Annotated in this window: 29 protein-coding genes; 21 read left to right on the top strand and 8 right to left on the bottom strand. The window is 39.9% G+C overall.

Annotation, left to right across the window (positions count from 1 at the left end; translation table 11 throughout):
• The first annotated feature begins 4 nt into the window (after positions 1-4).
• The gene (locus tag LEP1GSC203_RS06140) at positions 5-2,422 is read left to right on the top strand and encodes a penicillin-binding protein 1A (RefSeq protein ID WP_002973040.1); all 2,418 of its coding nucleotides are present in this window, start codon (positions 5-7) and stop codon (positions 2,420-2,422) included.
• A gap of 288 nt (positions 2,423-2,710) precedes the next feature.
• Entirely contained in the window at positions 2,711-3,151 is a 441-nt protein-coding gene (locus LEP1GSC203_RS06135) for a tetratricopeptide repeat protein (protein ID WP_002973055.1), read from the top strand.
• Positions 3,152-3,207: 56 nt separating this feature from the next.
• On the opposite strand, the gene LEP1GSC203_RS06130 is transcribed toward LEP1GSC203_RS06135, so the two are convergent.
• From LEP1GSC203_RS06130 to sppA, 3 genes are all read right to left on the bottom strand, one after another.
• Positions 3,208-3,819: a hypothetical protein gene (locus tag LEP1GSC203_RS06130; RefSeq protein ID WP_002972997.1), complete on the bottom strand. Its 612-nt coding sequence runs from the start codon at positions 3,817-3,819 to the stop codon at positions 3,208-3,210.
• A 79-nt stretch (positions 3,820-3,898) separates the two neighbouring features.
• On the bottom strand, positions 3,899-5,326 hold the full coding sequence (locus tag LEP1GSC203_RS06125) for an MBOAT family O-acyltransferase (protein WP_002973140.1): 1,428 nt from the start codon (positions 5,324-5,326) through the stop codon (positions 3,899-3,901).
• A gap of 19 nt (positions 5,327-5,345) precedes the next feature.
• A complete protein-coding gene (sppA, locus tag LEP1GSC203_RS06120) occupies positions 5,346-6,344 on the bottom strand; it encodes a signal peptide peptidase SppA (RefSeq protein ID WP_002972984.1) in 999 nt (332 codons plus the stop codon).
• A 55-nt stretch (positions 6,345-6,399) separates the two neighbouring features.
• Between sppA and LEP1GSC203_RS06115 the strand changes: the two genes are divergently transcribed.
• Positions 6,400-7,296: an aldose 1-epimerase gene (locus LEP1GSC203_RS06115; protein ID WP_039937359.1), complete on the top strand. Its 897-nt coding sequence runs from the start codon at positions 6,400-6,402 to the stop codon at positions 7,294-7,296.
• 57 nt (positions 7,297-7,353) lie between these two features.
• Positions 7,354-7,563, top strand: coding sequence for a hypothetical protein (locus tag LEP1GSC203_RS19555; protein WP_002973090.1), 210 nt, complete (start codon positions 7,354-7,356; stop codon positions 7,561-7,563).
• Here the strand turns inward: LEP1GSC203_RS19555 and LEP1GSC203_RS06110 are convergent.
• A complete protein-coding gene (locus tag LEP1GSC203_RS06110; protein WP_002972964.1) occupies positions 7,514-8,362 on the bottom strand; it encodes a hypothetical protein in 849 nt (282 codons plus the stop codon). The two genes, LEP1GSC203_RS19555 and LEP1GSC203_RS06110, sit on opposite strands and share 50 nt — an antisense overlap.
• Before the next feature lie 34 nt (positions 8,363-8,396).
• Between LEP1GSC203_RS06110 and LEP1GSC203_RS06105 the strand changes: the two genes are divergently transcribed.
• From LEP1GSC203_RS06105 to LEP1GSC203_RS06080, 5 genes are all read left to right on the top strand, one after another.
• Complete coding sequence (locus LEP1GSC203_RS06105; protein ID WP_002973008.1) at positions 8,397-9,161, top strand: LOG family protein; 765 nt, start codon at positions 8,397-8,399, stop codon at positions 9,159-9,161.
• Between the two features lie 18 nt (positions 9,162-9,179).
• Positions 9,180-9,464, top strand: a complete 285-nt coding sequence (gene rpmB / locus LEP1GSC203_RS06100; RefSeq protein ID WP_002973139.1) for a 50S ribosomal protein L28 — start codon at positions 9,180-9,182, stop codon at positions 9,462-9,464.
• A 23-nt stretch (positions 9,465-9,487) separates the two neighbouring features.
• Positions 9,488-10,129, top strand: a complete 642-nt coding sequence (locus LEP1GSC203_RS19550; RefSeq protein ID WP_084764908.1) for an endonuclease III domain-containing protein — start codon at positions 9,488-9,490, stop codon at positions 10,127-10,129.
• 802 nt (positions 10,130-10,931) lie between these two features.
• Positions 10,932-11,840, top strand: a complete 909-nt coding sequence (locus tag LEP1GSC203_RS06085) for a UbiA-like polyprenyltransferase (RefSeq protein ID WP_002973016.1) — start codon at positions 10,932-10,934, stop codon at positions 11,838-11,840.
• Positions 11,840-12,436: a UbiX family flavin prenyltransferase gene (locus tag LEP1GSC203_RS06080; protein ID WP_002973167.1), complete on the top strand. Its 597-nt coding sequence runs from the start codon at positions 11,840-11,842 to the stop codon at positions 12,434-12,436. Before LEP1GSC203_RS06085 ends, LEP1GSC203_RS06080 begins: the two co-directional genes overlap by 1 nt.
• Here the strand turns inward: LEP1GSC203_RS06080 and LEP1GSC203_RS06075 are convergent.
• Positions 12,420-12,833: an acyl-CoA thioesterase gene (locus tag LEP1GSC203_RS06075; RefSeq protein WP_002973064.1), complete on the bottom strand. Its 414-nt coding sequence runs from the start codon at positions 12,831-12,833 to the stop codon at positions 12,420-12,422. The genes LEP1GSC203_RS06080 and LEP1GSC203_RS06075 overlap by 17 nt on opposite strands.
• Positions 12,834-12,899: 66 nt before the next feature.
• On the opposite strand from LEP1GSC203_RS06075, the gene pyrB reads away from it, so the two are divergent.
• From pyrB to LEP1GSC203_RS06015, 12 genes are all read left to right on the top strand, one after another.
• Entirely contained in the window at positions 12,900-13,832 is a 933-nt protein-coding gene (gene pyrB / locus LEP1GSC203_RS06070; RefSeq protein ID WP_002973015.1) for an aspartate carbamoyltransferase, read from the top strand.
• Complete coding sequence (locus tag LEP1GSC203_RS06065; RefSeq protein WP_002973032.1) at positions 13,825-14,193, top strand: DUF2203 domain-containing protein; 369 nt, start codon at positions 13,825-13,827, stop codon at positions 14,191-14,193. The genes pyrB and LEP1GSC203_RS06065 overlap by 8 nt, the downstream gene beginning before the upstream one ends.
• Positions 14,177-15,403 (top strand): LL-diaminopimelate aminotransferase, encoded by a 1,227-nt coding sequence (locus LEP1GSC203_RS06060; protein ID WP_002972976.1) that lies wholly within the window; start codon positions 14,177-14,179, stop codon positions 15,401-15,403. Before LEP1GSC203_RS06065 ends, LEP1GSC203_RS06060 begins: the two co-directional genes overlap by 17 nt.
• Before the next feature lie 52 nt (positions 15,404-15,455).
• Positions 15,456-16,448, top strand: coding sequence for an adhesin OmpL37 family surface protein (locus LEP1GSC203_RS06055; protein ID WP_002973022.1), 993 nt, complete (start codon positions 15,456-15,458; stop codon positions 16,446-16,448).
• A 1-nt stretch (position 16,449) separates the two neighbouring features.
• Positions 16,450-17,088, top strand: a complete 639-nt coding sequence (locus LEP1GSC203_RS06050; protein WP_002973095.1) for a hypothetical protein — start codon at positions 16,450-16,452, stop codon at positions 17,086-17,088.
• A gap of 46 nt (positions 17,089-17,134) precedes the next feature.
• Positions 17,135-18,298, top strand: a complete 1,164-nt coding sequence (locus LEP1GSC203_RS06045) for a helix-turn-helix domain-containing protein (RefSeq protein WP_002972999.1) — start codon at positions 17,135-17,137, stop codon at positions 18,296-18,298.
• Positions 18,299-18,438: 140 nt separating this feature from the next.
• Positions 18,439-19,842, top strand: a complete 1,404-nt coding sequence (rho, locus tag LEP1GSC203_RS06040; RefSeq protein WP_002973142.1) for a transcription termination factor Rho — start codon at positions 18,439-18,441, stop codon at positions 19,840-19,842.
• A gap of 12 nt (positions 19,843-19,854) precedes the next feature.
• Positions 19,855-20,055: a 50S ribosomal protein L31 gene (rpmE, locus tag LEP1GSC203_RS06035; RefSeq protein WP_002973045.1), complete on the top strand. Its 201-nt coding sequence runs from the start codon at positions 19,855-19,857 to the stop codon at positions 20,053-20,055.
• A gap of 46 nt (positions 20,056-20,101) precedes the next feature.
• Positions 20,102-20,896, top strand: a complete 795-nt coding sequence (locus LEP1GSC203_RS06030) for a pentapeptide repeat-containing protein (protein ID WP_002973012.1) — start codon at positions 20,102-20,104, stop codon at positions 20,894-20,896.
• Entirely contained in the window at positions 20,893-21,081 is a 189-nt protein-coding gene (locus tag LEP1GSC203_RS06025) for a hypothetical protein (protein ID WP_002973153.1), read from the top strand. Before LEP1GSC203_RS06030 ends, LEP1GSC203_RS06025 begins: the two co-directional genes overlap by 4 nt.
• Before the next feature lie 117 nt (positions 21,082-21,198).
• Entirely contained in the window at positions 21,199-21,495 is a 297-nt protein-coding gene (locus tag LEP1GSC203_RS06020; RefSeq protein ID WP_051064145.1) for an STAS domain-containing protein, read from the top strand.
• A 5-nt stretch (positions 21,496-21,500) separates the two neighbouring features.
• Complete coding sequence (locus LEP1GSC203_RS06015; protein ID WP_002973175.1) at positions 21,501-22,265, top strand: LA_1326/LA_4305 family lipoprotein; 765 nt, start codon at positions 21,501-21,503, stop codon at positions 22,263-22,265.
• A gap of 7 nt (positions 22,266-22,272) precedes the next feature.
• Here the strand turns inward: LEP1GSC203_RS06015 and LEP1GSC203_RS06010 are convergent, their stop codons facing one another.
• Genes LEP1GSC203_RS06010 through LEP1GSC203_RS06000 form a run of 3 tightly spaced genes read right to left on the bottom strand, consistent with a single transcriptional unit; the run spans position 22,273 to position 25,841 of the window.
• Positions 22,273-23,943, bottom strand: a complete 1,671-nt coding sequence (locus LEP1GSC203_RS06010; RefSeq protein ID WP_002973074.1) for a DUF342 domain-containing protein — start codon at positions 23,941-23,943, stop codon at positions 22,273-22,275.
• Positions 23,944-25,011: a hypothetical protein gene (locus tag LEP1GSC203_RS06005; RefSeq protein WP_002973052.1), complete on the bottom strand. Its 1,068-nt coding sequence runs from the start codon at positions 25,009-25,011 to the stop codon at positions 23,944-23,946.
• Positions 25,008-25,841: a TrmH family RNA methyltransferase gene (locus LEP1GSC203_RS06000; RefSeq protein WP_002972980.1), complete on the bottom strand. Its 834-nt coding sequence runs from the start codon at positions 25,839-25,841 to the stop codon at positions 25,008-25,010. Before LEP1GSC203_RS06000 ends, LEP1GSC203_RS06005 begins: the two co-directional genes overlap by 4 nt.
• Positions 25,842-25,861 lie beyond the last annotated feature (20 nt).

The following is a 25,861-nucleotide window of genomic DNA, read 5'->3' as shown; positions in this document are numbered from 1 at the left end:
TATTATGAACAAAGAAAAAACACTCCGAATCACTATCACTACTTTCTTTAGCATTGCCCTACTTGGGGGATTCTTTTTTGGATATATCCTTTCTGAAGTAAATAAAGGAAAAGAGTTACAAAAGTTGGCATCTTACCAACCGACAACTCCTACCAAACTTTATGATTCGAATGGAGTTTTGTTTGCTGAACTATATCGTCACAAACAAGAATTATTAAAATATAGCGACATTCCTCCTCATGTAATTCATGCGTTTTTATCCGTTGAAGATGATAACTTTTTTAACCACTTTGGTATAGATTTTTTAGCAATCGTACGTGCTGCCATTAAAAACGTATTTGCGGGACGTATCGTCCAAGGTGGATCCACACTCACCCAGCAGTTAGCAAAAACTATCTTACAACAAAGGAAAAAAACCTTTGGTCGTAAATTTTTGGAAGCGCTACTCACTCTACAGATTGAACAAGAATATACTAAAGAAGAAATTTTAGAAATTTATTTTAACTTAATTTATTTAGGTCATGGAACTACAGGACTTTCTTCTGCAGCCAATGTTTACTTTCAAAAAGATGTGAGAGATTTAAGTATCGCCGAAGCAGCTATGCTTGCACGTCTTCCGAAAGCTCCCGTTACTTATTCCCCGTTTAAAAACCCAAAAGAAGCTAAACAGGCTCATATGGTGGTTCTTGGCCTTATGGCAAAAAATGGATTTATCCCGAAAGACCAAGTGCAAAAAATCCATGATGATTTTTGGGACAAGTATTGGCCTGTTGTCATCACACAATCGCCCTCTCGTTCCACTTGGGGGGCAAAACTCAACAGAGCTCCATATTTTACAGAATGGGTGCGCCAAATTTTAGAGAAAGAACTTGGTGAAGAGGCTTTATATACCGGTGGTTTAAGGGTGTATACAACCATTGATGTAAGAAAACAAGAGATTGCAGAAGAAGAACTTAGAAAAGGTCTTATCGAACAAGACAAGTATGCATTTGGAGCAAACTTCCGTTATGTAGGTCGTGCCGACCGAGGTCTTGTTTCTTTATACAATTTATTGGGATCTATTTTTCCGGTGGGAGTTCCTTATGTAACCAGTTTGGATGATAGACAAGTATTTCGTCTTCATTTAGAAAAAGAAATGGCCCCAGCTTTGGAACTTTTAACTGACTTTGTTCCTTCGGAAAACGAAAGTTCTGCAGTCAAAGAATTTCAAAGATCATCACTAGTGTTTTCTTCCAACTTACACGTAGAAGGTGCCATTGTCACCATTGACCACCAAACAGGATACATTCAAACCATGGTCGGTGGATCTAGGTTCTCTCCAAAAAATCAGTTCAACCGAGCTATGCAAGCTCGCCGCCAAACCGGATCTGCATTCAAACCATTTGTTTATGCAGCAGCCATTCAAAATAGGGCTGTTGGTTCTGGAACTGGAATTATGGATGCTCCTCTCACAACCATCACAGAAGAAGGGGAAGGGTATTCGCCGCAGGATATATCGGGAGATTTTAGAGGGATGGTTCCACTTTCGCGTGCACTCTCTTTATCTTTAAATATCGTATCGGTGCAAGTGCTTATGCGAACAGGTACCGATGCTGTAATTGATTTTGCATCCAAAGTGACAAAAACAAACAAAGCTAGGTTTCCTACAGGTCCTGCTTTGGCACTAGGTGTGGCGGAACTTACCCCTTATGAGATGGCACTTGGTTATTCCATTCTTGCTAACAAAGGCAAGGATGTAATCCCATTTAGTGTTCGTTATGTGCTGAACCAAAGTGGTAATGTAGTTTACAATAAAGAAAAAGAAGTTCAAGAAACTCTTGCCGAAGAAGCAAAAAATGGATCGATCCAAATCATCCCTGAAGCCACAGCTTATATCATTAAACAAATGTTAATCGGTGTTGCCATGGGGGGAACTCCTACCCAAGCCCTTCGCGCTGCAGATAAAGGAAATTATAAAGGTGAGTCTGGTGGAAAAACGGGATCCACTTCCTCATATACTAATGTTTGGTATGCTGGTTTTGACCCGAAATACACTTCGATCGTTTGGATGGGATTTGATAAATCCTCACTTTCCCTTGGAAAAGGTGTGACAGCGGCTGGAGTGGCAGCACCGATTTGGGGAAAAATATACTCTCGTTGGTACAACGAGGGTCCATATCCATTATTTTATCCCAATGGACGAGCAGAAGAAATTCCTGCTGATGTCGTAAAGGGAGCTACTTGTGCTTTCAATGGCCTCTCTCCTGGACCCAATTGTCCTTTGACAGGAAATTTATTTTTAAAGCCGATTACTATCGCTGGTCGTACCCTTGCCGTTCCCGGTGGTAGACAGTGCGATGGGGACCGTGACCACTACCGGTCTATGGACCTAACAGACTTTCTCCAAAGAGAGTTAGAAATCTCTGATGAGGAATTGAAGTAAGCAAGTTTCCTTTTTCATCCGCTCTACTTAGTAAGCCACTTTCCAAGGAAAGGGAGGCACAAAACGTAAGCGGGTCTCCTTTTCCATCATAAGCGACATAACCCATACCTTTTTCTATAATTCTTAGGAAATACATTTCTAATTCATCATTGTGCGTACAATTTAAGCAAATTGGTCTTCATTTCAAGCTTCTGACTTTCCCCATTGTCCTTCCTATGCGTTTTGGAGCCCTTTGGTCCTGGCACGATAGTTGCATCATAGTAAGGGAACAGTTAGTTCGGAGGGAATATGAAAAAAGCAATTCTACCCATTCTAGTTTTAGCACTTACGGCATCCATTTCTGCCGGAGAGTCTTCTTTTATGAACGAAGACCTAGATTCCCTCATTAGCCAATATGACAAAGAAACTCTGACCGCAATTTCGAACGAACTCGTAAAACTTGCTAGTGAAGAAGAGGGAATGGGAGAGTTTGATTTGGCTTCTGGACATTATTCACGGGCGATAAAAATTAGAGAAGCGATTGGAATGAGTGAACACAAAAGTTTTGCTTCCATCCAGTATCTAGCAAGCCTTGCCCATTCCAAAGCAGGTAACTTTTGCGAAGCTTCTACACATGCGAAAAAAGCAAGTGAAGCTTTTCGCCAACACGGAATTACTAAATTCGAACAAAAAGCAAATGTAGAACATAAAGAATATGCACGTGCTTGTGCAGTTGTGGCTTTTAGATAAACACTATGTAATGATTCTTTCTAGAGATGGTTACCCTTTTTTGATTCTTCTTCGAATCAATCCAACTTCACGTGGTTGTACACGTGGGGTTGGAATTCTTTTTTCCCATACTTCAATCTAGCTTTTTCAAATAAACTCGACTTGGTGTAGGGAAGATCCGACTCCCATGCAATCCCAAAGTTTGCTTCGTTGTATCCTGATTCATATTGTAAGGGGAATAGTGATTTCCCATCATAATAATACAATAATCTATGGTTACTCGAACGCTGGTTTGGTGATTTCTGACTGGAACAAGGAAAGAGTTTCAACCAATCTTTGCCTTGGGGAATCAGTATTGTGTTTTGATTCGATTTACATTCCAATTCATTGATAAAATTTGTTTGAAATAAAACCCAATCCCCAGACTTTTCAAAGTCTCCCATTCCTTCTTTAAAATGAAATTCGGAATGGTCTTCGTATACTTTCCACTCGCTCCAGGTTTTGGTGAATTTTGAGTTGGATTGTAAATGGATTTCTTCTTTCCAATATAGTTGGAATTGTTTGGAGCCAAATGCGGATTTTTTTTCGGCCGGACGTGAATAGGTTCCAAGTTTGATTTTTTGATCTCTTATGGCTTCAATTGGTAGGGAACGAATCCATTCCAATTTGGGCGCACATTGAAGTAACATGAGGATTAACAAAGCGGAAAGAATTGTTGAAATTCTTTCCGGCTTATTTCCTTGAAATCTACTTCTACGTAGATGGGATTTAGAACTGGAAGTAGATAAAATCTTGTCCACCATCGCCAAAAATTCCGAGTAATAATAAAATCACTACTGATAGAAAGGGAAGGAGGATATTTTGATAAGGTTTTAACTTTTCGTAAACAAAGCTAGAATATTGAAACCAGTTGAACATAAGTCCGAGAGCAATGAAAGTGGGTAGTTCATCCACTCTACTTAACGATTCGCCTGTATTGCGGAATGTCAAAACACCTTTAAAGATTTCGAAGGCTACATTCATCGATTCTTCACCTCTTGCTGCTGCTCGGAAAAAAACACCAGAAAAAGTAAAAACGATAAAGATCACAATGGTTCGTATGATTCCCACAAAAGGCATCGTATCGGGTAGGAATTTCTTTTTTCCTCGTCCCAAATAGAGTGACCTTTCAATCCAAATCAAAGCCCCCAAATAAGCTCCCCAAAATACAAAGGCCCAATTGGCGCCATGCCAAAGTCCCCCAAGGCACATAGTAATGAATGAGTTCAGGTTGGAACGAAAGATCGATCCTTTACTCCCCCCAAGAGGGATATAAATATAGTCACGCAACCAAGAAGAAAGAGTGATATGCCATCTAGACCAAAGTTCTCGAAACGATTGAGAGAAAAAAGGTCCCTGGAAGTTTTCTGGAATTTCGTATCCAAGTAAATTTGCAGACCCACGGGCCATATCTGTGTATCCAGAAAAGTCGCAGTACACTTGTATGGCGAAGGCAAGCACACTAAAAAATATCGAAAAACTATCAAATTTGGACGGATCCATAAAGATTGGGGAAATGATAGGCGCAATGTTTTCTGCAATGATTACCTTTTTAAAAAGACCACCGATGATGAGGAATAGTCCTTTTTTCATTCGGTCGGAATCAATAGTTGGATGGTCTAGTTGCGGAAGAAAATCCTGAGAACGCATAATGGGTCCCGCAATCAATTGAGGGAAAAAAAGTATGAATAAAAAATAATCCACAGCGGACATTCTTTTTTCAATGATCCCTCTATGGATGTCCACTTGCACCGCTATGATTTGGAAGGTATAAAAACTTATGGCCAGTGGTAAAAAGATACTCCATGATCCCGAAATTTCTTTAAACGCTGGATAACCTGTGAGTGAAAATAGAGAGCCCGTAATAAAGTAAAAATACTTAAAAAAACCTAAATTGATTAAGTTTAATGCAACGATGGCAAAGAGTAGATGGCTGTATTTTTCGCCTTTGTCTTTTTTACGAAAGATCCATTCGCTAAATCCATAATTGACTAAAATAACAAATAGGAAGTGGAATAAAAAAGGGAAACTGAAATAGGCATAAAAAATTAAGGAAGAGATAACCAGTAAAGGTTTTCTTCCTTTTTGCGGGATATTCCAGTAAATTAAATATGTGAACGCAAAAAGCAATAAATAGGGAATAGAATTAAATAACATTGATTAGTTGGCCTTAAAATTATAAATCCCAAAGATAAAGAAATTTAGCGTTGGTTCCTGTTCCTAAAATTTTATCAGCAATACCTAAAGAAAAAGGGTTTTTATTTGAATCTGTTGCTTGGTAGATATTTTCCACGCGACCTTTCCCTCTTTGGTAAGTGATCACTCTAGGATTCCCAGAACGATTTCCTTGGAATTTAGGATGTTGCATGATTTGGTAAACAAAGTCATCAAAGTATCCGATGAAATCAATCATACCTTCCTTTTTAGCTTGTTCTGCAGTGAAGATCCTTCCATCACAAATTTCTTTGAGTCGAGTCTCTGCAACATTGGGTCTTCCTTTTTTGACGATTTCAAAAAAGCGACCATACAAACTATCTATAATGGACTGAAGGATTTTTCTTTGTTCAGGTGTCATCTCAGAGATCGGAGAACCAAGAGCTTTGTTTGGGCCTGAGGTAAAGGACTGATCCTTTACTCCGATTTTATCCAAACCTTCCTTTACATTGATCCCAGACATGATGACACCAACAGACCCTGTAACGGTTGTTGGGTGAGCGCCAATGCCATCAGTTGCCATGGCAATGTAATAAGCACCACTTGCTGCTGTATCCATAAATCCTGCAAACACAGGGATGGATTTTCTGCTCTTAAATTTTAGAATTTCTTGGTAGATAATATCACTTGCAGTGACTGTTCCACCTGGTGAGTTGATTTTTAGTATCACAGCCTTTACATCTGGATCGCGTTCTGCATACTTTAAGGATTCTTTGATCCGAGCGACCATTGATTCCGTGGAAGTACCAAAAAAGGTTTCTTTAGATTCATCAGAAATCATTCCTTCAATGGAGATGATTACGATTTTTTCTTGATCTCGACCGGCAATGAGTTTCTCTTCGAAATCAGCCTTGCCACTTTGTGGAAATAAGTTGAGACTGTTCCCAATGACACAAGATTCGGTAAAAAGAACCGAAAGAAGAACGATACAAACGAAAAGAAAAAGCTTTCTTGAAGGCATACAAACCTTTCTAAGATCGCAAACTATGACTTCAATCATTTTTGGGAGATAAATCTTGTACCAACTGAAAACAAAACAGTCTTGTTTTGAAACCCACCCCACAGGTGGTGGCCAATGGCTCGGTTTACATCTTCTGTCTCCCGTGGATGGGAAGTCAGTTTCTGTCGTTTCCGGCCATAAGGCCCCTGACCCTTTTTTTGCATCTGGGTCTTTTCTTATGTTTCCCTGGGTCAACCGTCTGGAACCCAACCCTTGGGCCAGAGAACCCTTTTATCCCAGCACTCATTGGCTCACCGATGGAAACGGGATTCCCTTACATGGCCTCTACCATAACCTCCCCAGGCATTTGGTAAAAGAAGAGGTTGGGGACAATGAATCCTATGCCGAATTTGAAATGGAAATTCCTTCCGTTTGGAAAGGCACTTTATTGTCTCAGATCCAAGTGAAAGAATGTTACCGCTTGTATCCATCAGAGTTAAAAATCATTTATCGATTGGTCAACGAATCGGATTCAGAATTTCCCTTTGCACTCGGAATCCATCCATACTTTCGATGGAATGAAGATGAATCCATTGACGATCTTTTTTTATTTGGCTCTGGGTTTCATCGGGTGAAGTTAGGAGACTATCTTCTTCCAGAAAAAATCCAGAAAGAAGATGTGGTATTGAACACGGAAGAGACGCTGATGGGCAAAAATTTAGATGATCTCTACTTTGCCATTCATGGACAAAATTCTTATATTGGGCTTTTTTCAATGAATAAAAAAGAAAAACTCATCATCCAAGGTGGCGAGTTTTATCAAGTATATACTCCACAAGATCGAAGATCTATAGCAATTGAACCTATGACCGGTACTGGGAATTTTTTACATTTCCCTGGTGGTAATCCTAAAACCATAGCACCGAAGACAGAAAAACAGATAGAATTTTCGATTCGTTTGGATCGTTTTTAAAAATTTATCATCTCTTTATCGAACAAACTGTCTAACAGGAGAGAGGTTAGTTCAACAATGTCAGATGCACTAGTGAATACATGCAAACAAATCAGTAAAAATCTATTAGAGATCAAATACTTCGCTGAAAAGAAAAACACTAGCCGAACCTCTGTTTACCGAGCTTTACAAGATAAAAAAATCAATGAGGTTGTCATTGGTAAAAACTCTCGTTTTATCATTTTGGATGATTTGGCGAAAAAGTGGAAACCTGGTAGACAGTCCTAAATTCTAATTCCGTTCCTAATAGATTTGTTTCTGTCCATTGGTTTGTACTCGGTGAGTTAGAAATTTTCCATATTTCCTCTGGAATCATCTTACGTATGGAATCCGGTAGGATCGATGGAAATCCCCAATAGGGTAACAGGTATTCGTCGAATTTATTTTCAAGTATGTATCCGAGAAAACGATAAAAAACCCTGCCCAAACTTTCATCATTGTGTTTGTCTCGTGTTTTGATATACACTTCTGCAAACTTTGGATAAGGGGCTTTGAATTCTTTTTTGGTCCATCTGTAGTGGATGGTTTTTAAATGTCCTGTGCGAAAGTAGAGTTTCTTTTCACCATCAAAGGAAAGAGGAAGGGCATTCGAAAAGTAATTTGGTTCTAAATCTAATTCCATTCGAAGTTTCGTGAATCCTAAATGAATCCAAACTAAAGATAGTGGTGTGTTCCAAAATTGTTTCCAGTGCCTAGAAAAGGAGTTTGATTCCAAATTTCTGTCTTTTGAAAAAAAATGATTCCATGTAATTTCTGTTAGTTGCTTTTTTGTTTTTTGGAAATACCACTTAGGCAAAATCCAAAAACGGAAAGATTGGAAAAAACGAAGAGTAAGTATTAAATTTAAATCTAACCGAGCCTTACCCAGAGGTAATGTTTCTGTTTTCCAGTCCATAACTACTGCCGGACGTAAGAATGGAAATCCCAGATCCTCCCAACCTAGGCAAATTTGTTTTAAATCGGTCTCTTTGATAGGGAGATGTTCTAAAGAAATAGAGACGGGGAGTGTTTTTGGGAATTTCCGCATTTTTTATACCATTCGGTCGATCTATGATAACAAGATGAATGATTTAGCCTTTGAGAATCAAAGTTTTTTATGGGGAAATGAAGCCGGTCCCGTTCGTATCCTTTCCGAATACCTTCACCCCAAATCGGAATTCCAATCTCATGGAATCACTGATACCATCGTTGTCTTCGGGTCTGCAAGAATTCCTGCACCAGAATCACCAAAACAGAACCCACCTTCCCCTATTGATTCATTAAGCCATTACTATGCGGAAGCTTGCGAGTTTTCCCGACTGATTTCCGAGTGGGCTGATACACTCAAACAAATAAATCCTTCCCGAAATTTGAATATTTGTACGGGTGGGGGACCGGGCATTATGGAAGCAGGAAACCGTGGAGCAAAAGAAGCCGGTTCTAAATCAGTTGCCCTCAATATCGTTCTACCTCACGAACAACATGTAAATCCCTATGTGGATCCAGAACTTGCATTTGAGTTCCATTATTTTTTTATGAGAAAACTCTGGTTTATGAAGACCTGCCGAGGGATGATTGCATTTCCCGGTGGATTCGGAACTTTTGATGAACTTTTTGAAACCTTAACTCTAGTGCAGACTGGTAAAAAAACGAAAATCCCGATTCTATTGTATGGAACAGAGTTTTGGACCCAAGTGATCAATTTCAAAAAACTAGCAGAGATGCGCCTGATCTCAGAAGATGACTTACAATTGTTTGGGTTTGCGGACACCCCAGTGGATGCACTTCGATTCTTTCAGGAAAAGATTCGTTTCGAATTGACCCATTCTGAGGGTACAAAAACATAGCGAAACAAGGTAATAATTATGGCTAGAACATGTGTAGTAACCGGAAAAGGAACGACGGCAGGGAACAATGTATCCCATTCTCATAAAAAGAACCGCCGTATCTGGAAGGTGAATGTGATCACAAAGAAAATCTTTTTGGAAGACGAGAACCGTTGGGTTCGCGTTAAGATTTCTACACGTGCTTTGCGAACTCTTCGTAAAAAAGGTTTGAAAGTGGCAATTAAAGACCACGGCGGCGATATTTCCGCAATCACTCCTAAAAAATACGTAGGGATCACTCCAAAAGCACAACCAGCAGCTTAAGTTTTTAAGACTGCAGTGGTGGATTGAAACAATCCAGAAAAACACCAAAAATCACCGAAGTCTACCGTCTTTTAGAGGCGGAATTCGGTGCAGTAGAAACCCCCCTTTATTTTACTAAACCTTATGAATTGGCCATTGCGGTCATTCTCAGTGCGCAGTGTACGGACGAACGTGTGAACACTGTCACTCCGGAACTCTTTCGCACCTTTCCCACTTTGGAGTCCTTTGCCAAGGCACCTCTTGATTCGATCGAGAAAAAAATCTTCTCCACTGGATTTTATAAAAACAAAGCCAAAAGCATCCAAGGTTTTGCTCGTATGGTTTTGAATGACTATGGCGGAAAAATTCCAGACACCATGGAGGAGGCGATCAAACTCCCAGGGTTTGGAAGAAAAACCGCCAACGTGGTGCTTGCGGAAATTTATGGAGTGGTGGAAGGGTTTGTGGTAGATACCCATGTGAAACGTCTTACCAAACGGTTGGGTTTTACTAAAAAAACAGAACCCGTACAAATTGAACGGGACATGGTAAAGATCACTCCTAAGGAGATTTGCCGAAACCTATCTCTGTACCTAATATTTCTCGGTCGTAAGAACTGCCAGGCTCGCCGGACATTTTGTTCGACTTGTCCTCTTTCTTCCCTATGTCCTTCGTTTTCGGCGTAGGTTTTTCCAGTCCTTCTTCTGTTTCCGATTCTTTTCTCTGTTTCCAAGAACGATTCCGATCAGTTAAATTGATCGATTCTAATTTATAATCCAAACGAATCAGATTGCGTTTTCGAAAGAATAGATTCAATGTTCCAAGCCTACCATAATCTCTCGGACATTCGATTTGGTGGACATTGGACAAATAGCGAAAACGGGCTTGTGGTTTTCCTTCTACAAGAAGAAAGAGGGGGAGTTCCGGATGGTTTTGCCAGGGAAGGAGGGGGATCTTTGTTTCCTCATCGGCACCAACGTAAACGATCCAACCATCATAATCCTCGATATTTTTGACATCGAGGAGTTCCTTTATGGAACCTAAGCCCAGTTTTACGGGTCCATGGTTCATCTCTCTTGGTTTTCCCAAAGTAAATCCGTCAAAAGGAAATTCCAATGGTTTGTCTTTGGGACTAAAAGGGTACAACATGTACCCTTTTCCCCGTTTTAAATCCAGATCCATTTTTTCTCGTTCCACAAATCCAAGTAAGGCACTGAGACCCCCGCGACCTTCCTCATCCATCTGCGTGAAGAGTTCTTTTCCACAATGGAAAAATATACGTAAAGGGCGGTCTTCCCAACTGGGATGGGCATTGGCAGTAGAGGTGAGGAGAAAAATCCCGAATGTAACAAAGGATACGGGGAATCTACCAAGAAAGGAAAGACGGATATTCATAAATTAAGACCTTGGTTCTAAGAACGGAAGAAATCGAATCTGAATGAACCAAAAAACCTTTTATCTGTCTAAACTATGGGCAGAAAGGATGCCATGAACTTCTTTAAAAACCTACTTCTTTACGCTAAAATGGTAAAATTTTCCCACACACTCTTTGCTTTGCCCTTTGCTGGGATAAGTTTCCTCCTTGCCTATTTGGAATCCACCTTGGACACGGGGGACTTACTTCGAATTGGGGCTCTTGTCCTAGTTTGTATGGTGAGTGCCCGCAGTGCTGCCATGGGATTCAATCGTTATGTGGATTCGGAAATTGATGAAAAGAACCCCCGCACCCAAAATAGAGAAATTCCTTCTGGGAAAATTTCCAAACTATCCGCGCTCCTTTTTATTGGATTGTCTGCGTTTATTTTTATCTTTGCCAGTTTCTTCGTAAACAAACTGGCATTTTTACTTTCCTTTCCGGCTCTTTTTGTTTTATTTCTTTATTCACTGACAAAACGATTCACACTTTTTTGTCATTTGGTTTTGGGATTTGCGATTTCCCTGGCTCCCCTTGGGGCTTGGATTGCCATTACAGAAACTATTAACTTAGTTCCCATTTTATTTTCTTTGGGACTTCTTTTTCATATATCCGCCTTTGATGTGTTATATGCCATCCAAGACATGGATTTTGATGCAAAAGAAAAATTACATAGCATCCCTTCTCGTTTAGGGGAAACCAAATCAAGAGCCATTGCCGTTCTATTACATATCTTTTCTTTTGTATTTTTTATCTTTGCAGGAATTAGTGCAGGGCTTGGCCTTATGTATTTTCTCATCCTTTCTGTGATAGGAATTTTAGTATTGTATGAACACAAAATTTCCTATCAGTACAAATCCAAAGACTTACCGATGTTGTTTTATCAAATCAATTCTTGGATCAGTGTAGTTTTATTCCTTGCGATTCTATTTGATAAATGGAATGAATTTTTATTAAAAATTTCCTCAGGAATTAGTTTCTAATGAAACTAGTGGTGGGTCTTGCAGGTGCTAGTGGTAGTATTTATGCCGCCAGATTCCTTCGAGCTTTGTATGAAGTAGAAGGAGAATCCTATCTAACTGCAAGTCCCGCAGCAATTCGTATATTTTCAGAAGAGTATGAAACGAAAGTAGAATCTGCAGAAGACATTCTTTCTTTTGTGGAAACCAAATGGAAAGTAAAACCCAAACATAAATTCCATGTGCGTAATTTTTTTGATATTGGATCTGACATTGCCAGTGGATCCAACCGTTGGGATGCTATGGTAGTTGTACCTTGCAGTATGAAAACAGTGGCTTCCCTGTCTCACGGCCTTACAGAGAACTTAATTGAAAGAGCAGCTGATGTATCCCTAAAAGAAAGAAGAAGGCTTATAATTGTTCCTAGAGAAACTCCTTACAACCGCATCCACCTAAAAAATCTCTTAGCATTAGATGAGGCAGGAGCTATCATCCTTCCTGCTTCTCCTGGGTTCTACCAAATGCCAAAAACTTTGGACGATCTAGGGGATTTTATCGCGGGAAGGATCTTCAATCTTTTGGGGATAGAGCAAAATCTTTATCCTAAGTGGTTGGGGTAAAGTTTCGAAAGTAAGCGGTTGGTTTTCCATTCTCGCCTAAACAAACATAGGTGATGTCACTTTCGATCACAGCCGACATTTTTCCTGTCTGTGGGTTGTTGGTAATGGCCAAAGTCCGGGAAGTGACCGAAGATTTTCCGTATTTTACGATTTTTCCATAAATTTGGATGATGTCTCCCGCCCGAGCCGGTGAGCGAAATACCACATTGTCCATACTCATCGTGACAATATTGGTATAACGGATTTTATTCATCACATACATTGCCATCCCTTCATCGATCCAGGAGAGCATTTTCCCCCCAAAAAGATTGTTATGGTAGTTCAAATCGTCAGGTTGGACTAGGTGTTGGGTGACCAGTTCCATATCGCGGAGTTTGTTCTGAATCGTGTCGACCATAAATACCAAAAAATATGTTTTCGATTTATTCGATACCAAAAACCCTAGAGAAAAGATTTCCGACTTATGTACTCTTACTCTCACAAAAACATTCTAGACACCCTCCAATTTTCCAAAGAGGACCTCAACTTCCTTATCGAAAAAACGCAAGCTATGAATCTCCTTCAAGAATCAGGGAAGGCATTCGGAATTCTGAATGGAAAACTCTTAGCTTCTTTATTTTTTGAAGCAAGCACACGAACGCGGCTGTCTTTTGAAGCAGCAATGGAAAGGCTCGGGGGAAGGCTGATCTCCACTGTGGGATTTCAATTTTCTTCCATCTCTAAGGGAGAAACTCTTTATGATACCATGAAGATGATTGAAGCTTATGTAGACATCGCTGTCATTCGCCATCCCGTGGAAGGATCTTCTCGGATTGCCGCCGGTGCTGTGAACATCCCAGTCATCAATGCAGGTGATGGAGCCGGCCAACATCCCACACAGGCCCTTCTAGATTTATATACAATCGTCTCTGAAAAAGGAAAGATCGATGGATTAAATATCGCCTTCATTGGAGATCTCAAATACGGAAGGACAATTCACTCACTCATTAATCTTCTCAGACATTACCCGGTCCACTTGTATCTCATTAGCCCCGAGGAACTCAGGCTTCCCGAAAAATACAAAAAGAATTTGGAAGGGTATCCTATGACTTGGGAAGAGACCACAGATATCAAAGCCTTTTGGGATGCTGACGTTGCCTATGTGACAAGGATCCAAGAGGAAAGATTTCCTGATCATAGAGAGTATGAAAAACTAAAAGATATTTATAAAGTAAATAAGGAACTTGTCCTTGCTTCCAAAAAAGACACAACCATCCTCCATCCACTCCCTCGTGTGAATGAACTCTCCACCGATGTAGATGATCTTCCCAATGCAGCTTACTTCCGTCAGGCGAAGTATGGTGTCGTTGTCAGAATGGCCTTACTCTGCCTTAGTCTTGGAGTGGATTTTGACTAAAAAAATTTGGACACTAGCGGAAGCAAGAGAAGTCCTTCCACTCGTGCGAGATATTACAAGAGAATACTATTTGAAAGCAAGTGTTTTGGCAGACGATGTCCGGAACAAATTGTTACCAGAAAATGTTTTGGAAGCCAAAGAAGATGAAATTGGCGAAATCGTTAAACATTGGACAAATGAAATTTTAACAATGAATATCGATGTCAAAGGATTGTGGCTTGTTGATTTCGACCATGGCAGCGGGTTTTATTGTTGGACCTGGGGCGAAGAAGATGTGTTATACGAACACGGTTATCATGAAGGATTTAGATCGAGAAAACTCATAGAGGAAAAGAAAGAAGAAGATGACTCAGATAAATGAAAACTATTTAAAATTGAAAGCAGGGTATTTGTTTCCGGAAATTGGAAGAAGGGTCAAAGCCTATTCCGATGCCAACCAAAATGCTAAGATCATTCGTCTTGGGATTGGCGATGTCACATTACCTTTGGCACCCACAATCGTAAATGCTATGGTAGATGCGGCCAAAGAAATGGGAAGTGCTGGTGGATTTCATGGTTATGGACCAGAACAAGGGTATTCCTTTCTCATCCAAAAGATTATTGCACATGATTATACAGCACGTGGCGTACAAATTGCGGAAGATGAAGTATTTGTTTCTGATGGTTCTAAATGTGACTGTGGAAACATCCAAGAGATCTTTTCTTTAGATAGTAAAATTGCTGTTGTGGATCCCGTTTATCCCGTGTATGTCGACACCAATGTGATGGCAGGACGAACTGGCGAAGTAGGTTCTGATGGACGATATGCGAATATCATCTATATGCCTGCCACTGAAGAAAATAATTTTGAACCGGATTTCCCAAAAGAAAAACCAGACATCATCTACCTCTGTTATCCAAATAACCCCACTGGTATGGTGGCAACTAAGGCACGACTTACGGAATGGGTAAACTTTGCTAAAAAAATTGGTAGTATCATTTTATTTGATTCCGCTTATGAATCTTTTATCCAAGATCCAGAAATTCCTAAATCCATTTATGAAATCCCAGGTGCCAAAGAAGTGGCTATGGAATTCAGATCTTTTTCCAAAACCGCTGGATTTACGGGAACTCGCTGTGCTTACCTTGTGATTCCCAAAGACCTCAAAGGAAAAACAAAAACAGGGGAAGAGGTGAGTTTCAATTCTCTTTGGAACCGTCGCCACACCACCAAGTTCAATGGAGTGTCATACGTGACACAAAAAGGAGCCGAGGCAGTTTTTTCACCTCATGGCCAAGTAGAAATTAAAGAACAAATTTCTTACTACATGCAAAATGCAAAACTAATCCGAGAAGGCCTTACCACTGCGGGTTACACCGTATTTGGAGGAACCAACGCTCCTTACATTTGGTTAAAAACTCCGAGAGGTCTCAAATCCTGGGAATTTTTTGATGAACTTTTAGGAAAAGCACAAGTGGTTGGAACCCCAGGCTCTGGGTTTGGACCGGCCGGAGAAGGATATTTTCGACTTTCGGCCTTTGGAAAGCGCGAAGACGTCATTTCTGCCATAGAACGAATCCAAAAAATGTAAAATTTAGTCCTGGTTTTTCCCGTAGCTCCGATATATAAAACAAGGTAGAGCTATGGGAAAATGGAAATTCATCCTCTTTTTTGCAATGGTTGTGGGTCACATCTCACATATCAGCGCAGTATCTCCAGAACAAACGAATCTGGGGATTTTAATCTTTGAAAACAAAGAAAACTTAAATTTTATCAATGTGGCTCTGAGTAATTTGGCTCCTTCCCAAGAAGAGGCGCAAAGCACAGGCCAACCGGGTGCTGAAACTCCCGCAGCAGATCCTTCCAAAAAGAACTTGGACTTTGATTATTTTAAACTTCTCAAAGCTGCCAACCAATCTGACTTTAGTGGGAACATGTGGTACTTGCAAAGTAACTACGTGTATGGATTTCGCCAACTCCGCCAAGCACAAGGGGAATTGAAAAGTATCTTCGAAATCGTTCTTCAAAAATACATTGAAGATGCGAGAGCACTGCTCGAAGCTGCGGCACCGGCGATCATTCGTTCCAACGACAATAACGCCAAAGCTTTGTTACGTTTAGGTTTTCGTGACCTACGTTCTTCCGAAGATCTCTATACAACAGGTCTAAATTCCAGCCCACACCAATACCGATACAAACTCACTCTTTATAAAGAAGGGATTCTCACTCTCCGCCGTGCTAAACGTTTTGCAATCCTTGCAATGATTTATAGCAAAACACCGGACGAAGACAAACCAGAATACCAATACCGTTCCAACGAAGATCTTAAAGATGCTCGTAACGAAGAAAAACAACGTAACTACGAGAAGGTGAGAGATACACTCATTAACTTTATAGAAAACAAACGTATGGAAAGAACGGTTGTTCCTCCAGGAAATCCTGATGCAAAACCTTTGGACCTATTGGAACAACATGATGACAACTACGGACTCATCACTTCCAAAAAACTCGACTTGTTATTAGAAGCTAACGCTCAAATCAAAGAAACGGAAGGAGCTAGACGCGAATCAGTTCCTCCTACTCCTAAGTTTGATGAAAACGGAAAAGCAATCTACCCAGAAGAAAAGAAAAAATAAAATGAAGTGGATTACCGGTGTTATCATCTTCTTTTTTACACTCAGCATTGTGGCAAAAACCACAATGTCATATAGGGAACGTAAAAAACAATTGGATGGAAAAATAACACTGGTTCTCGACATCAAAGACCAATTAAATTTGGAACTAGAAGCTGGTAGAACTTCCATTGAAACCATTCGTACGCAAGTGGAAGAAACCTACCGCGCTGGCAACCGCGTGGAAATTGAAAAAACACTTTCTGTCGCTGAAGGCGAACTTCTTGTCACTCAACGAAAACTCTGTTTTCCCATGGAAGAATCTGCAAACCAGCTCTACCAAAAAGCCATGGGTAGGTGGATTCTTCTGGAAGGTGAAGATAAGTCAGGCTCCAAACCATTAGAATGGGATACAAAAGAAAAAATCCAAAGATATCTTGTGATGGCAAAAAGTGAAAAAGACCATGCAAAAGAATATTTTTTGTCTGGGAATTACCAACTTTCTCTCCATACATACAAACGTTCGCTAGTTTACAGTCTTATGTCTTTACGTTCGCAAAAAGCAGAGATCCCAGAAGAATACCAAACCGCAGACAATGTTTGGGTCCAACCCATTTGGATGGGCCTTCACAAACAAAAGCAAAACACGATTCAAGAAAACTAAAAATTTCGATTTTCACGGGTAACAAATTCCAAAGAATGACTGGTTAGTGAAGTTTGAATCACTCTATCGTCATTTTTTGCTGACAAGAGCCACCCACCTTCCCGTCATTTCGGAGGAGGGAGAGTTATTAGGTCTTTTATCGAAAGATCGTGTCCACCGCGAGTTGTCAGATTTGGGAAGGGAAAGAGAAGAACTAGAGGAAATCCCTTTGGACATCCTGGAAACAGAACTTCACGAAAACCTAATTTTATATTTTAAAGAATCATCGCAGATCCCGGTCATTGGGTTAGATGGAGAAAAAAAAGACAACTGGGACAAACCTAGGTTCCTTGCCGCCTTTACTAAATTAGATGCTTCGCATTCCCGTAATCCAAAACTGGAAGAAATCGAATCCAAACTAGAAAAAAAGAAAGAAAATGCAGACTCTGTCCAATGGTTTATGGAACTCATTCTCTCTCATTTTCCAGATGGTCTCATTGCAACCGATGTCACTGGATCTACAGTTTTTTATAATGAAACTTTTGAAAATGAAATTCTCACAAAACCATTGTTCCGTGACTCGCTCCAACTCGCCGAAAAATACCTTCACAACCTCAATAGAGAAGTTCTCGCAAGTTATTTAAAAGACCATGACATGAGTTTGGGTAAAGATGCAGATACCAATGTTTTATATACCAATCTAACTGAGCTTAGAGTAACATTGCGTATTGTAACATTGAAAAAAGAAAAGAAGGTATTTGGATTTTTATACCATTTTTCTCCCTCTTCTTTTGCCAACCCTTCGGGAGATGGTCATTCAGAATTCCCGAGTTTAGACGAAGCCTTCCATTCAAAACTTCCTTTGGAGTCTGTTTTAGAAGAAATGGAAGCGCATTACATTCATAAGTCGCTTAAACGCAATTCAAACAATATCTCTCATACAGCCACTGAACTCGGTGTTCCAAGAACTACCTTACAAAACAGAATTCGATTTTTAAAACTTTCGGAACGATTTCGCAATGAAACCAAAGTGAAAACGGTAATCCCAAGAAAACGTTCGGAAAAATCGGAGCAAAAACCGCAAAAAACCACGGGGAAGGGAAAACAGGTTCCTTCCAAAAAGTCCAAAATCATTAAGAAATCAGTAAAAACTTTGAAATCAGGGCCTACTTCTAAGAAACCGAGTAAAAATCAAAGTCCAGCGAGAAAAAAGACAAAAAAAAGACGTTGACGAAAATGAGGGAAAAACGATTTTTTCATTACCGTTTGAGAAAACACCTCCGCACTTCGCTGTTTCCCTTGCATACTTAACTTGCACAAATGGTTTCCCAAATTTAATCAAATACTCTAACAATCAATGTAGAACAATCTATGGCATCACGCAAACAAGACGAAATCCAAATTAATCCCCCCGAAGACCAAACCGAATATACAAACGGCATCATGGACCAAGAAGATGGTTCTGAACCACCAAAACAATTTAAGAAGAAAAAGGGAAGATACGAAGGTCCCATTCCACCTCCACTTGATTTAGTAGAACTCAAGAAAAAAAACATCAATGAACTAGCAGACCTTGCCAAAGGATTGGGAGTGGAAAACACTCATGGTTTAAAGAAACAAAATTTGATGTTTGCTCTTCTCCAAGCACAAACGGAAAAAGACGGTCAGGTGCATGCAGCCGGAGTTATGGAAAGACTGCCTGATGGTTATGGTTTCCTCCGATCACCTGACTACAATTATGTGCCAGGTCCAGATGATATTTATGTTTCTCCTTCACAAATTAAACTTTTTGGTCTTCGTACTGGAGATACAGTTACAGGACTCATCCGACCTCCCAAAGAAGCAGAACGATTTTTTGCTATGCTTCGAGTGGAATCCATTAATGGATTTCCGGTTGAGGTTGCTCAAAAAAGAAATTTATTTGATAACTTAACTCCACTTTATCCAGATGAAAGAATCAATATGGAGTTTGATCCAAGCCATTTGGACACTCGTATTATTGATCTTATGTGTCCGATTGGAAAAGGGCAAAGGGCTTTGATTGTAGCGCCACCAAGAACAGGTAAAACGGTTCTTATGCAGTCCATTGCGAATGCAATCACTCGTAACCACCCAGAAATTTTTCTTATTGTCCTTCTGATTGATGAACGTCCGGAAGAAGTAACCGACATGGCTCGCCATGTAAAAGGAGAAGTGGTAAGTTCTACTTTCGATGAACCAGCACAACGTCACGTCCAAGTGGCTGAGATGGTCATCGAAAAAGCAAAACGACTTGTGGAACATGGAAAGGATGTAGTCATCCTTCTAGACTCCATCACAAGACTTGCGAGAGCTTACAACCAAGTAGTTCCCACATCAGGAAAGATCCTTTCTGGTGGTGTGGATTCCAACGCCCTACACAAACCAAAACGTTTTTTTGGAGCGGCTCGGAATATTGAAGAGGGTGGGTCACTGACCATCATTGCTACAGCTCTCATTGATACCGGTTCCCGAATGGATGAGGTGATTTTTGAGGAATTTAAGGGAACGGGAAATATGGAAATCCATTTGGACAGAAAACTAGCTGACAAACGAATTTTCCCTGCCATTGACATCAACCGCTCAGGAACCAGGAAAGAGGAACTCCTCCTTCCGCAGGACACTCTCACTCGAGTTTTTATCCTCCGAAAAGTACTTTCTCCCATGAGTATCACCGAAAGTATGGAACTATTGATTGAAAAAATGCGCGGCGCGAAGACTAACGACCAATTCCTCGCCAGCATGAATACGAACTAAAAGGGCACCACCATGAAAACTGACATACATCCAAAATACGTTGCTGCTAAAATCAAATGTGCTTGTGGTACTGTGATCGAAACAAGATCCACTGCCGGAGATATCAGTGTGGAAATTTGTTCCAACTGCCATCCATTCTTTACTGGAAAATCCAAACTAGTGGATACAACCGGTCGAGTTGACAAGTTCAAGAAAAAATACAAAATGAAGTAATTGGCATCTGCCAAATCCGTCTAATCAGTAAACGGGGAGAACACTCATGACAGTAATGGACTTTGCTCGCTACAAAGAAATCAACGACCAAAGGATGAATTACCGTGAGATGGACGATGCTACCGTCGTCTCTTACTACCGCAACACAGGTTGCGGAGACGGATATCGCATCTACTTAAAGTTAAATGACCAGTCTGTTGTGGAAGACGCAAGTTACACTACAACAGGATGTGGTTTTGGTATCGTGGCTCTTGCCATGGCTACCGAATACGCCAAAGGGAAATCTCTTCTCGAACTTAAAAACCTAACTCCTGAAACTTTAGAAACTCTGTTTGAGTTTCCTGAAAGAAGAAAGAACTATCCAGAATCTGCAGTGGCTGCTCTCAAAAAAGCGGTCGAAGATTATGAATCTGGACAAGGGGTTCCAAAAGAAAACCGAATTACAAAATCTCAAACGATGGAACTCCTTCACAACCAAGGCCATCTGCGCGATGCTAAGTTATCCAGTGTTATGTTGGAAAAAGAAAAATTAGATGGGGTGGATTTTTCGGGAGCGGACCTTCACAATGCCTTTCTTCAAAACTCTAGTTTTGTGGGAGCCAACTTCCAAGGAGCCAACTTGAAAGCTTCTTTTTTTAATGGAGCCGACCTTAGAAACGCCAACTTCCGTGGTGCAGACTTACGTTTTGCCAAACTTGCCTCTGCCAAAATTGAAGGTGCTGATTTTACCGATGCCATTTATGATATTGGAACTCGAGTGGATCATAGCCAAATGTACATCTTTGAAGTGATGAAAAAGGCCGGTAAAGACCTCTATTTAAAAACAGAGGGTGGGGAATGAAGCCAGGCGATAAGGCAAAATTAATAAAACCGACATTCCTAAATAAAGGAATTTTTATATTTACCGGATCTACTGTAGAAATCAAAGAAATTCAATCTGACAAAGCGATTGTAGTTTATAATGATAAAGAAGGATATCCGCACGATTTAGAGATGAATCTCACAGATTTGGGCCCTCTTTCCTAAGCCCGATTTTCTTGACACAAATCCAGAGAATCGTAACGTATTGTTAATCCAACTATGTTGATTCTAAGCCACCGTCAGGAAAATCACCTGCTTCTATCGATCCAAAGGGATGTCCTGATGGAAAACTCAAGAGAGTTTTACCAAGAATTTGAGAAGGCAATAGAAAGTCAGAATTTTGGAAAATTGACAATGGATTTCCATTCTGTAAAGTTTCTGGATTCTAGTGGGATTGGAGCCGTAATCAAAGCATCTTCAGCTCTCCACAACCGTGGTGTAGAAATCTTCGTTACCAATTTGAATAAAAATCTTAACTCTGTATTCCGTCTTTCTGGACTCAATCATATCCTTTCCATTTTGACATTGGATGAATACCTTTCCAAATTTCCAGAGTTTCAAAAAACTCTAGAGGTATAAATATAATGAAACTCTACCGAATTTTCTCTCTTTTCCTATTTACCATGATTCTTAACTCCTGTGCCACTGGTGTTAAGAGTCGCGCTCTACTATTTCGTAGTAATGAGTTTGCGATTTACACTGTATCTCGCGATAAAATCAGCTTAAAGTCTGAAACTGCTGTTTCAAAAACTTTTGCCCATCCTGTGGAACTAACAGAAGATAAAGTTTTGGATTTACTTGGGAACATTCGTTTTCGGGAAGAAAGTTCTTACGGTGATGTAAACCAATATGTTTTTGAAGAAAAGGAAATCAAAGAATTTGCTTTGGATCTAGTCGATGGTTTACAAAAACTAAAGCCAGACCAGCTACTGCTTGTTATCTCAAAGTACAACCCAGTAAAGTCTGTTGTTTCTCATTATTCTAGGACTGGATTTTATATTTGGTCAACTGACACATCTATTGAAATTTTATTTGGAGAACTCCAAAAAGAAATTACTTACGATGAACAAGGGAATTATTACGACTGGTCCAATATACCCGACATTCCTTTCGAACATTTTCCTCAATCAACCTATATATTACAGGGCCAAGGATTTTCCTTTAAAAAGGTTTCTGGTTTCCGCAATAAACATTGGTTAGTTTTTGATAAAGCCGATTTGACAAAGTTAAAATTTGAGAAAAGAAAGAAAACCACTATCCCTGAGGTGGCAAAATCGGTTGATGCAGACCTTAAATCTGAAAAGAAAATATCAAAAGATGAAGAAGAGGGAATACTAAACGAAGAATAAATTCTGTTTAGTCTTCTTTGCGGATGACGGTTCTATCGGTTTGAATACTACCGTCAGTTCCCAAATAAAAATGAGTTTTTCCTACTAAGGAATTAATTCCCATTCGATAGTTTTTTCCGGCACCAAAACTTAAATCTACTCCAGGAAACACTTCTCTTTCTACATCTACAAATGCTTCTGGATTTGGTTCGTATGAACCAAGGGCAGTTTCGAATTGTTTACTTTGTGCTTCTAAAACCTTTGTAAATTTTTCGTTCGCATCTTTTAGTTTTGCAATGGTTTCTTTTTCTTCGATAGTCAGTTCTTTTTTCTGACTTTTCTCTACAAGTTTTGTGAGTGTGAGTTGAACTTTGTGGAGGGTGATTTCTTTATCCGCAATTTCCTTTTTCATCCGATTGAGTTCATCCAGTAATTCTGGTGGAGTTCCTATGGCTACTTTGGTTTTGGTTTCAACAACCGCACCGAGTTTGGCACAAGTGAGTGAGTTTCCTGCAATGACTGTTCCCCCAATGACTTCTCCTCGGCCTCCAACAACTCGAATAAAATCTTTTGCAGAAAGTTCAGAATGCATGACAGCTTCTTCTACAAAGATACTTCCTTGGGCAGTAAGTTTGCCTTGTTCTACAAATTTTGCGTAGATATTACCTTCTGATTCTATATAACCTTCACCTCTTCCCATAAACCCACCTGACAAAACAATGTCACCTTTGGCTTTTAGGAAAGCTTTTCCCACTGAATTTCGAATGATGATACTTCCACTTGTAGTTAAGGAAAACCCGTCTCCGATTTTTTCTTCAACGATTATGGTTCCAGGGAAGTCAATGTTTCCTGTAGAATAATCTACAGCTTCTAATTGGATCACTTCATCCACTTTGATTTCCCAAGCTGCTGATAGAACGGGTCGCCCTGCAATTTTAGCGTACAGTTTGTCCCCTTTCAATTCCACGTTTGGTCCCAGGTTCCAGTCGATCGTTTTTTCTTCTTGGTAAGGGATCATGGATCCATTGACAGTTTTTCCGAACTCTCCTTTTTTGGGAGGGATTCGTTCGGCAATTAAATCACCTGGTTTTACTGATTGAATGACAGCAATGTTTTTGTAATCGATACGTCCATGTTCATCTTCTTCTAACTGGGGTTTGTTGTCGGAGCGAAAGTAGATTTTTATTTCCCCATCTTTTCCTGGAACTGGTGGATAACCTTTGGCGATCGTATAGGGAATAAAAAAATCAGGATTTTTCACTTGATTTTGTATCACTGAGTCAATGATACCAACAGAAATTCCTACAGAAGCAATTTGCTCACGTAACTGGTATTCACTGAGAAGGGCCCCTCCATGTTTGGGAGGATGGAGAACCATTTTCGCTTCCATATGATCTTCGGATATGGTTATATCAGCATAGGAGTTTACAGGATCACCTTTTGACCAAGTTCCAATTTCAACAGGTTTATCTTCGGCAAGAGCAACAACTTTTTTGATCTGATCTGGTTGGTAACCTTCAACTCCAAAAAGTTGCACTCGCGCCAGTACATCTTTGTAATCGACTTTTTTCCCTTTGGGTCCCGGTTTCGTAATTTTTAATACGGCTTTGCCAGCGGAGTTTTCGATTTGGAAGTATCCGTTTTCTGAGGCTTCTAAATCTTGAAGGATTCTGTCTGTATAGGAGTCTGGGCCTGGCATTTAATTGTATTCTAATAAGTGAGATACGACGTCTTCTTCTCCATCTGTTTTTAGTTCTAACTTGGGAGTCATTGAGTCGATTGTATTAATTAGAGTCAGCACTTCTTCAAATTGACAAGAAATTATTCGATTAAGATCAATATAAGCTGACCGAAAATAAAGGTCGAGTGCATTTACCAAATAAAAGTATTCAGCAAAATCACCTCGATCTGTATATAGAATCGGTGTTTTAGCATAATAACATTCTGCCAGAATTCCATAGCCTGGTTTTGTACAAAAATAATCGGCAGCTGCTACGAGATCCGGGTAGTGAGAGACTTCTGGCACGAGGATCCCTTCCGATTGGATTCCAGGAACTCCATAAGCCACCAACTGAATGGACTTAGAAAGATGATCTGTTTGTAGTTTGGTTCCATCAAGGCCGTAAGCTCCAAATGACAAAAGAATATATGTGGTATTGTCCTTAAAGCCAAACTTTTGTCTGGCAAGTTCTTTCGATAAAGTTGGTTTTCTTCCCACAAGACCGATGTTAGTCTGTTCCAAAAAATTGGGCATGGGACAAGAAAAAGGTAAGACCAGAGCTTCGGTTGCAAAACCGTATTCTACCTGCAACTGGTCACTTAAGTTTCCAAAATAGGAATCATCTTTGGCATAGTTTCTATAGATAAAATCCCAAGTAAAGTTGCCGAGAAAAATACTTTGGATTCCTACTTCTAATGCAATGGTGATGGGAAACGAGGAACTATCGGTTAGAATGAGTGAGATATTATTTCTTTTGCAGTATTCAGTTTCTTCTTTTAGGAGTAGGGCTTTGTTTTTCTCAAAATCCTGAAGTTCTTCTTTGGTAGTTTCTAAATCAATGGAAAGAGAGTTCTTTTGTGAAACTCCTACATCCAGTTTTAGATTTCGTGTTTTTAATTTTGGATGGGTGAAATCTAAAAAGGTAAGTCTTGTGCTTACTAGATGGATTTCTTCAATGAATTCAGCATTCAGTAGACGTTTGATTATATTTCCAGAACGACTTATGTGTCCAAACCCATGGCCTGAAATATAAAAATAAATTTTCATTGGTTTCTTTGTCGGATGGATTCATACAATACAATTCCACATGACATCGCTAAGTTGAGAGAATCTGCTTCTCCTAGCATGGGTAAGTAGAGAGTATCGTCTGAAAGTTTTTTGGCATCAGCACTGAGTCCATACTGTTCACTTCCAAAAAGGAAAATTGATTTTTCTTTCATATTTACAGAAGTATACAGTGTTTTTCCTTCTGGTGTCACCGCGTAACGTTTGTATCCTTTTTTATGGAACTCTGTGAGAACTTCGTTTAATTCACCAATATAAACTGGCAAAGTAAAGATGGTACCTGTACTTGCACGAACCACATTAGGGTTAAATAGATCAATCCGCGAATCGGTGACTATCACAAGACCCACCCCTGCACCTTCGGCAGTGCGTAAAATGGTACCAAGGTTTCCTGGTTTTTCCACACCTTCAATGATAAGCACAGGGTTTGTTTCCAAGGATTTTATTTTATCCCAAGGTACAAAGGCATCGGGAGTTTCCGCTACAGCGATGAGTCCGTCGGGCCTATCCCTGTAAGAAATTTTTTCAAAAATTTTACGAGGTAGTTCAAACACAGGACAATGGACCGACTGAATCAATTGTTCTTCATTTTCACCTAAAAAACATTCAGGCGAGATAAATAAACTGGTGATATTGACCGGCAAACAAGGGATAGGTGAAGAGGGGTTACTGGCAATGGCTTTTTTGATTTCCCTATACCCTTCAATGAAGAATTTTTTTTCTTCATCGCGGTTTCTTTTTTCTTTAAGTCCCGCTACCCATTTGACCTTTGGGTTGGAAAAACTGGTGATGTATTGTCTTCGATTTGGCATGGGACTTATAATGAATGGAC

The sequence above is a fragment of the Leptospira terpstrae serovar Hualin str. LT 11-33 = ATCC 700639 genome (assembly GCF_000332495.1).
Lineage (GTDB): Bacteria > Spirochaetota > Leptospiria > Leptospirales > Leptospiraceae > Leptospira_A > Leptospira_A terpstrae.
The sequence above is the reverse complement of the archived record's forward strand: the minus strand, read 5'-3'. Positions and strand labels throughout refer to the sequence as shown.

Excerpts from the sequence above, each read along its gene's own strand:
- LEP1GSC203_RS06140 (WP_002973040.1), top strand. The coding sequence starts at position 5 with ATGAACAAAGAAAAAACACTCCGAATCACTATCACTACTTTCTTTAGC.
- LEP1GSC203_RS06135 (WP_002973055.1), top strand. The coding sequence starts at position 2,711 with ATGAAAAAAGCAATTCTACCCATTCTAGTTTTAGCACTTACGGCATCC.
- LEP1GSC203_RS06130 (WP_002972997.1), bottom strand. The coding sequence starts at position 3,819 with ATGTTACTTCAATGTGCGCCCAAATTGGAATGGATTCGTTCCCTACCA.
- LEP1GSC203_RS06125 (WP_002973140.1), bottom strand. The coding sequence starts at position 5,326 with ATGTTATTTAATTCTATTCCCTATTTATTGCTTTTTGCGTTCACATAT.
- sppA (WP_002972984.1), bottom strand. The coding sequence starts at position 6,344 with ATGCCTTCAAGAAAGCTTTTTCTTTTCGTTTGTATCGTTCTTCTTTCG.
- LEP1GSC203_RS19555 (WP_002973090.1), top strand. The coding sequence starts at position 7,354 with ATGTCAGATGCACTAGTGAATACATGCAAACAAATCAGTAAAAATCTA.
- LEP1GSC203_RS06110 (WP_002972964.1), bottom strand. The coding sequence starts at position 8,362 with ATGCGGAAATTCCCAAAAACACTCCCCGTCTCTATTTCTTTAGAACAT.
- LEP1GSC203_RS06105 (WP_002973008.1), top strand. The coding sequence starts at position 8,397 with ATGAATGATTTAGCCTTTGAGAATCAAAGTTTTTTATGGGGAAATGAA.
- rpmB (WP_002973139.1), top strand. The coding sequence starts at position 9,180 with ATGGCTAGAACATGTGTAGTAACCGGAAAAGGAACGACGGCAGGGAAC.
- LEP1GSC203_RS06085 (WP_002973016.1), top strand. The coding sequence starts at position 10,932 with ATGAACTTCTTTAAAAACCTACTTCTTTACGCTAAAATGGTAAAATTT.
- LEP1GSC203_RS06080 (WP_002973167.1), top strand. The coding sequence starts at position 11,840 with ATGAAACTAGTGGTGGGTCTTGCAGGTGCTAGTGGTAGTATTTATGCC.
- LEP1GSC203_RS06075 (WP_002973064.1), bottom strand. The coding sequence starts at position 12,833 with ATGGTCGACACGATTCAGAACAAACTCCGCGATATGGAACTGGTCACC.
- pyrB (WP_002973015.1), top strand. The coding sequence starts at position 12,900 with ATGTACTCTTACTCTCACAAAAACATTCTAGACACCCTCCAATTTTCC.
- LEP1GSC203_RS06060 (WP_002972976.1), top strand. The coding sequence starts at position 14,177 with ATGACTCAGATAAATGAAAACTATTTAAAATTGAAAGCAGGGTATTTG.
- LEP1GSC203_RS06055 (WP_002973022.1), top strand. The coding sequence starts at position 15,456 with ATGGGAAAATGGAAATTCATCCTCTTTTTTGCAATGGTTGTGGGTCAC.
- LEP1GSC203_RS06050 (WP_002973095.1), top strand. The coding sequence starts at position 16,450 with ATGAAGTGGATTACCGGTGTTATCATCTTCTTTTTTACACTCAGCATT.
- rho (WP_002973142.1), top strand. The coding sequence starts at position 18,439 with ATGGCATCACGCAAACAAGACGAAATCCAAATTAATCCCCCCGAAGAC.
- rpmE (WP_002973045.1), top strand. The coding sequence starts at position 19,855 with ATGAAAACTGACATACATCCAAAATACGTTGCTGCTAAAATCAAATGT.
- LEP1GSC203_RS06030 (WP_002973012.1), top strand. The coding sequence starts at position 20,102 with ATGACAGTAATGGACTTTGCTCGCTACAAAGAAATCAACGACCAAAGG.
- LEP1GSC203_RS06025 (WP_002973153.1), top strand. The coding sequence starts at position 20,893 with ATGAAGCCAGGCGATAAGGCAAAATTAATAAAACCGACATTCCTAAAT.
- LEP1GSC203_RS06020 (WP_051064145.1), top strand. The coding sequence starts at position 21,199 with ATGGAAAACTCAAGAGAGTTTTACCAAGAATTTGAGAAGGCAATAGAA.
- LEP1GSC203_RS06015 (WP_002973175.1), top strand. The coding sequence starts at position 21,501 with ATGAAACTCTACCGAATTTTCTCTCTTTTCCTATTTACCATGATTCTT.
- LEP1GSC203_RS06010 (WP_002973074.1), bottom strand. The coding sequence starts at position 23,943 with ATGCCAGGCCCAGACTCCTATACAGACAGAATCCTTCAAGATTTAGAA.
- LEP1GSC203_RS06005 (WP_002973052.1), bottom strand. The coding sequence starts at position 25,011 with ATGAAAATTTATTTTTATATTTCAGGCCATGGGTTTGGACACATAAGT.
- LEP1GSC203_RS06000 (WP_002972980.1), bottom strand. The coding sequence starts at position 25,841 with ATGCCAAATCGAAGACAATACATCACCAGTTTTTCCAACCCAAAGGTC.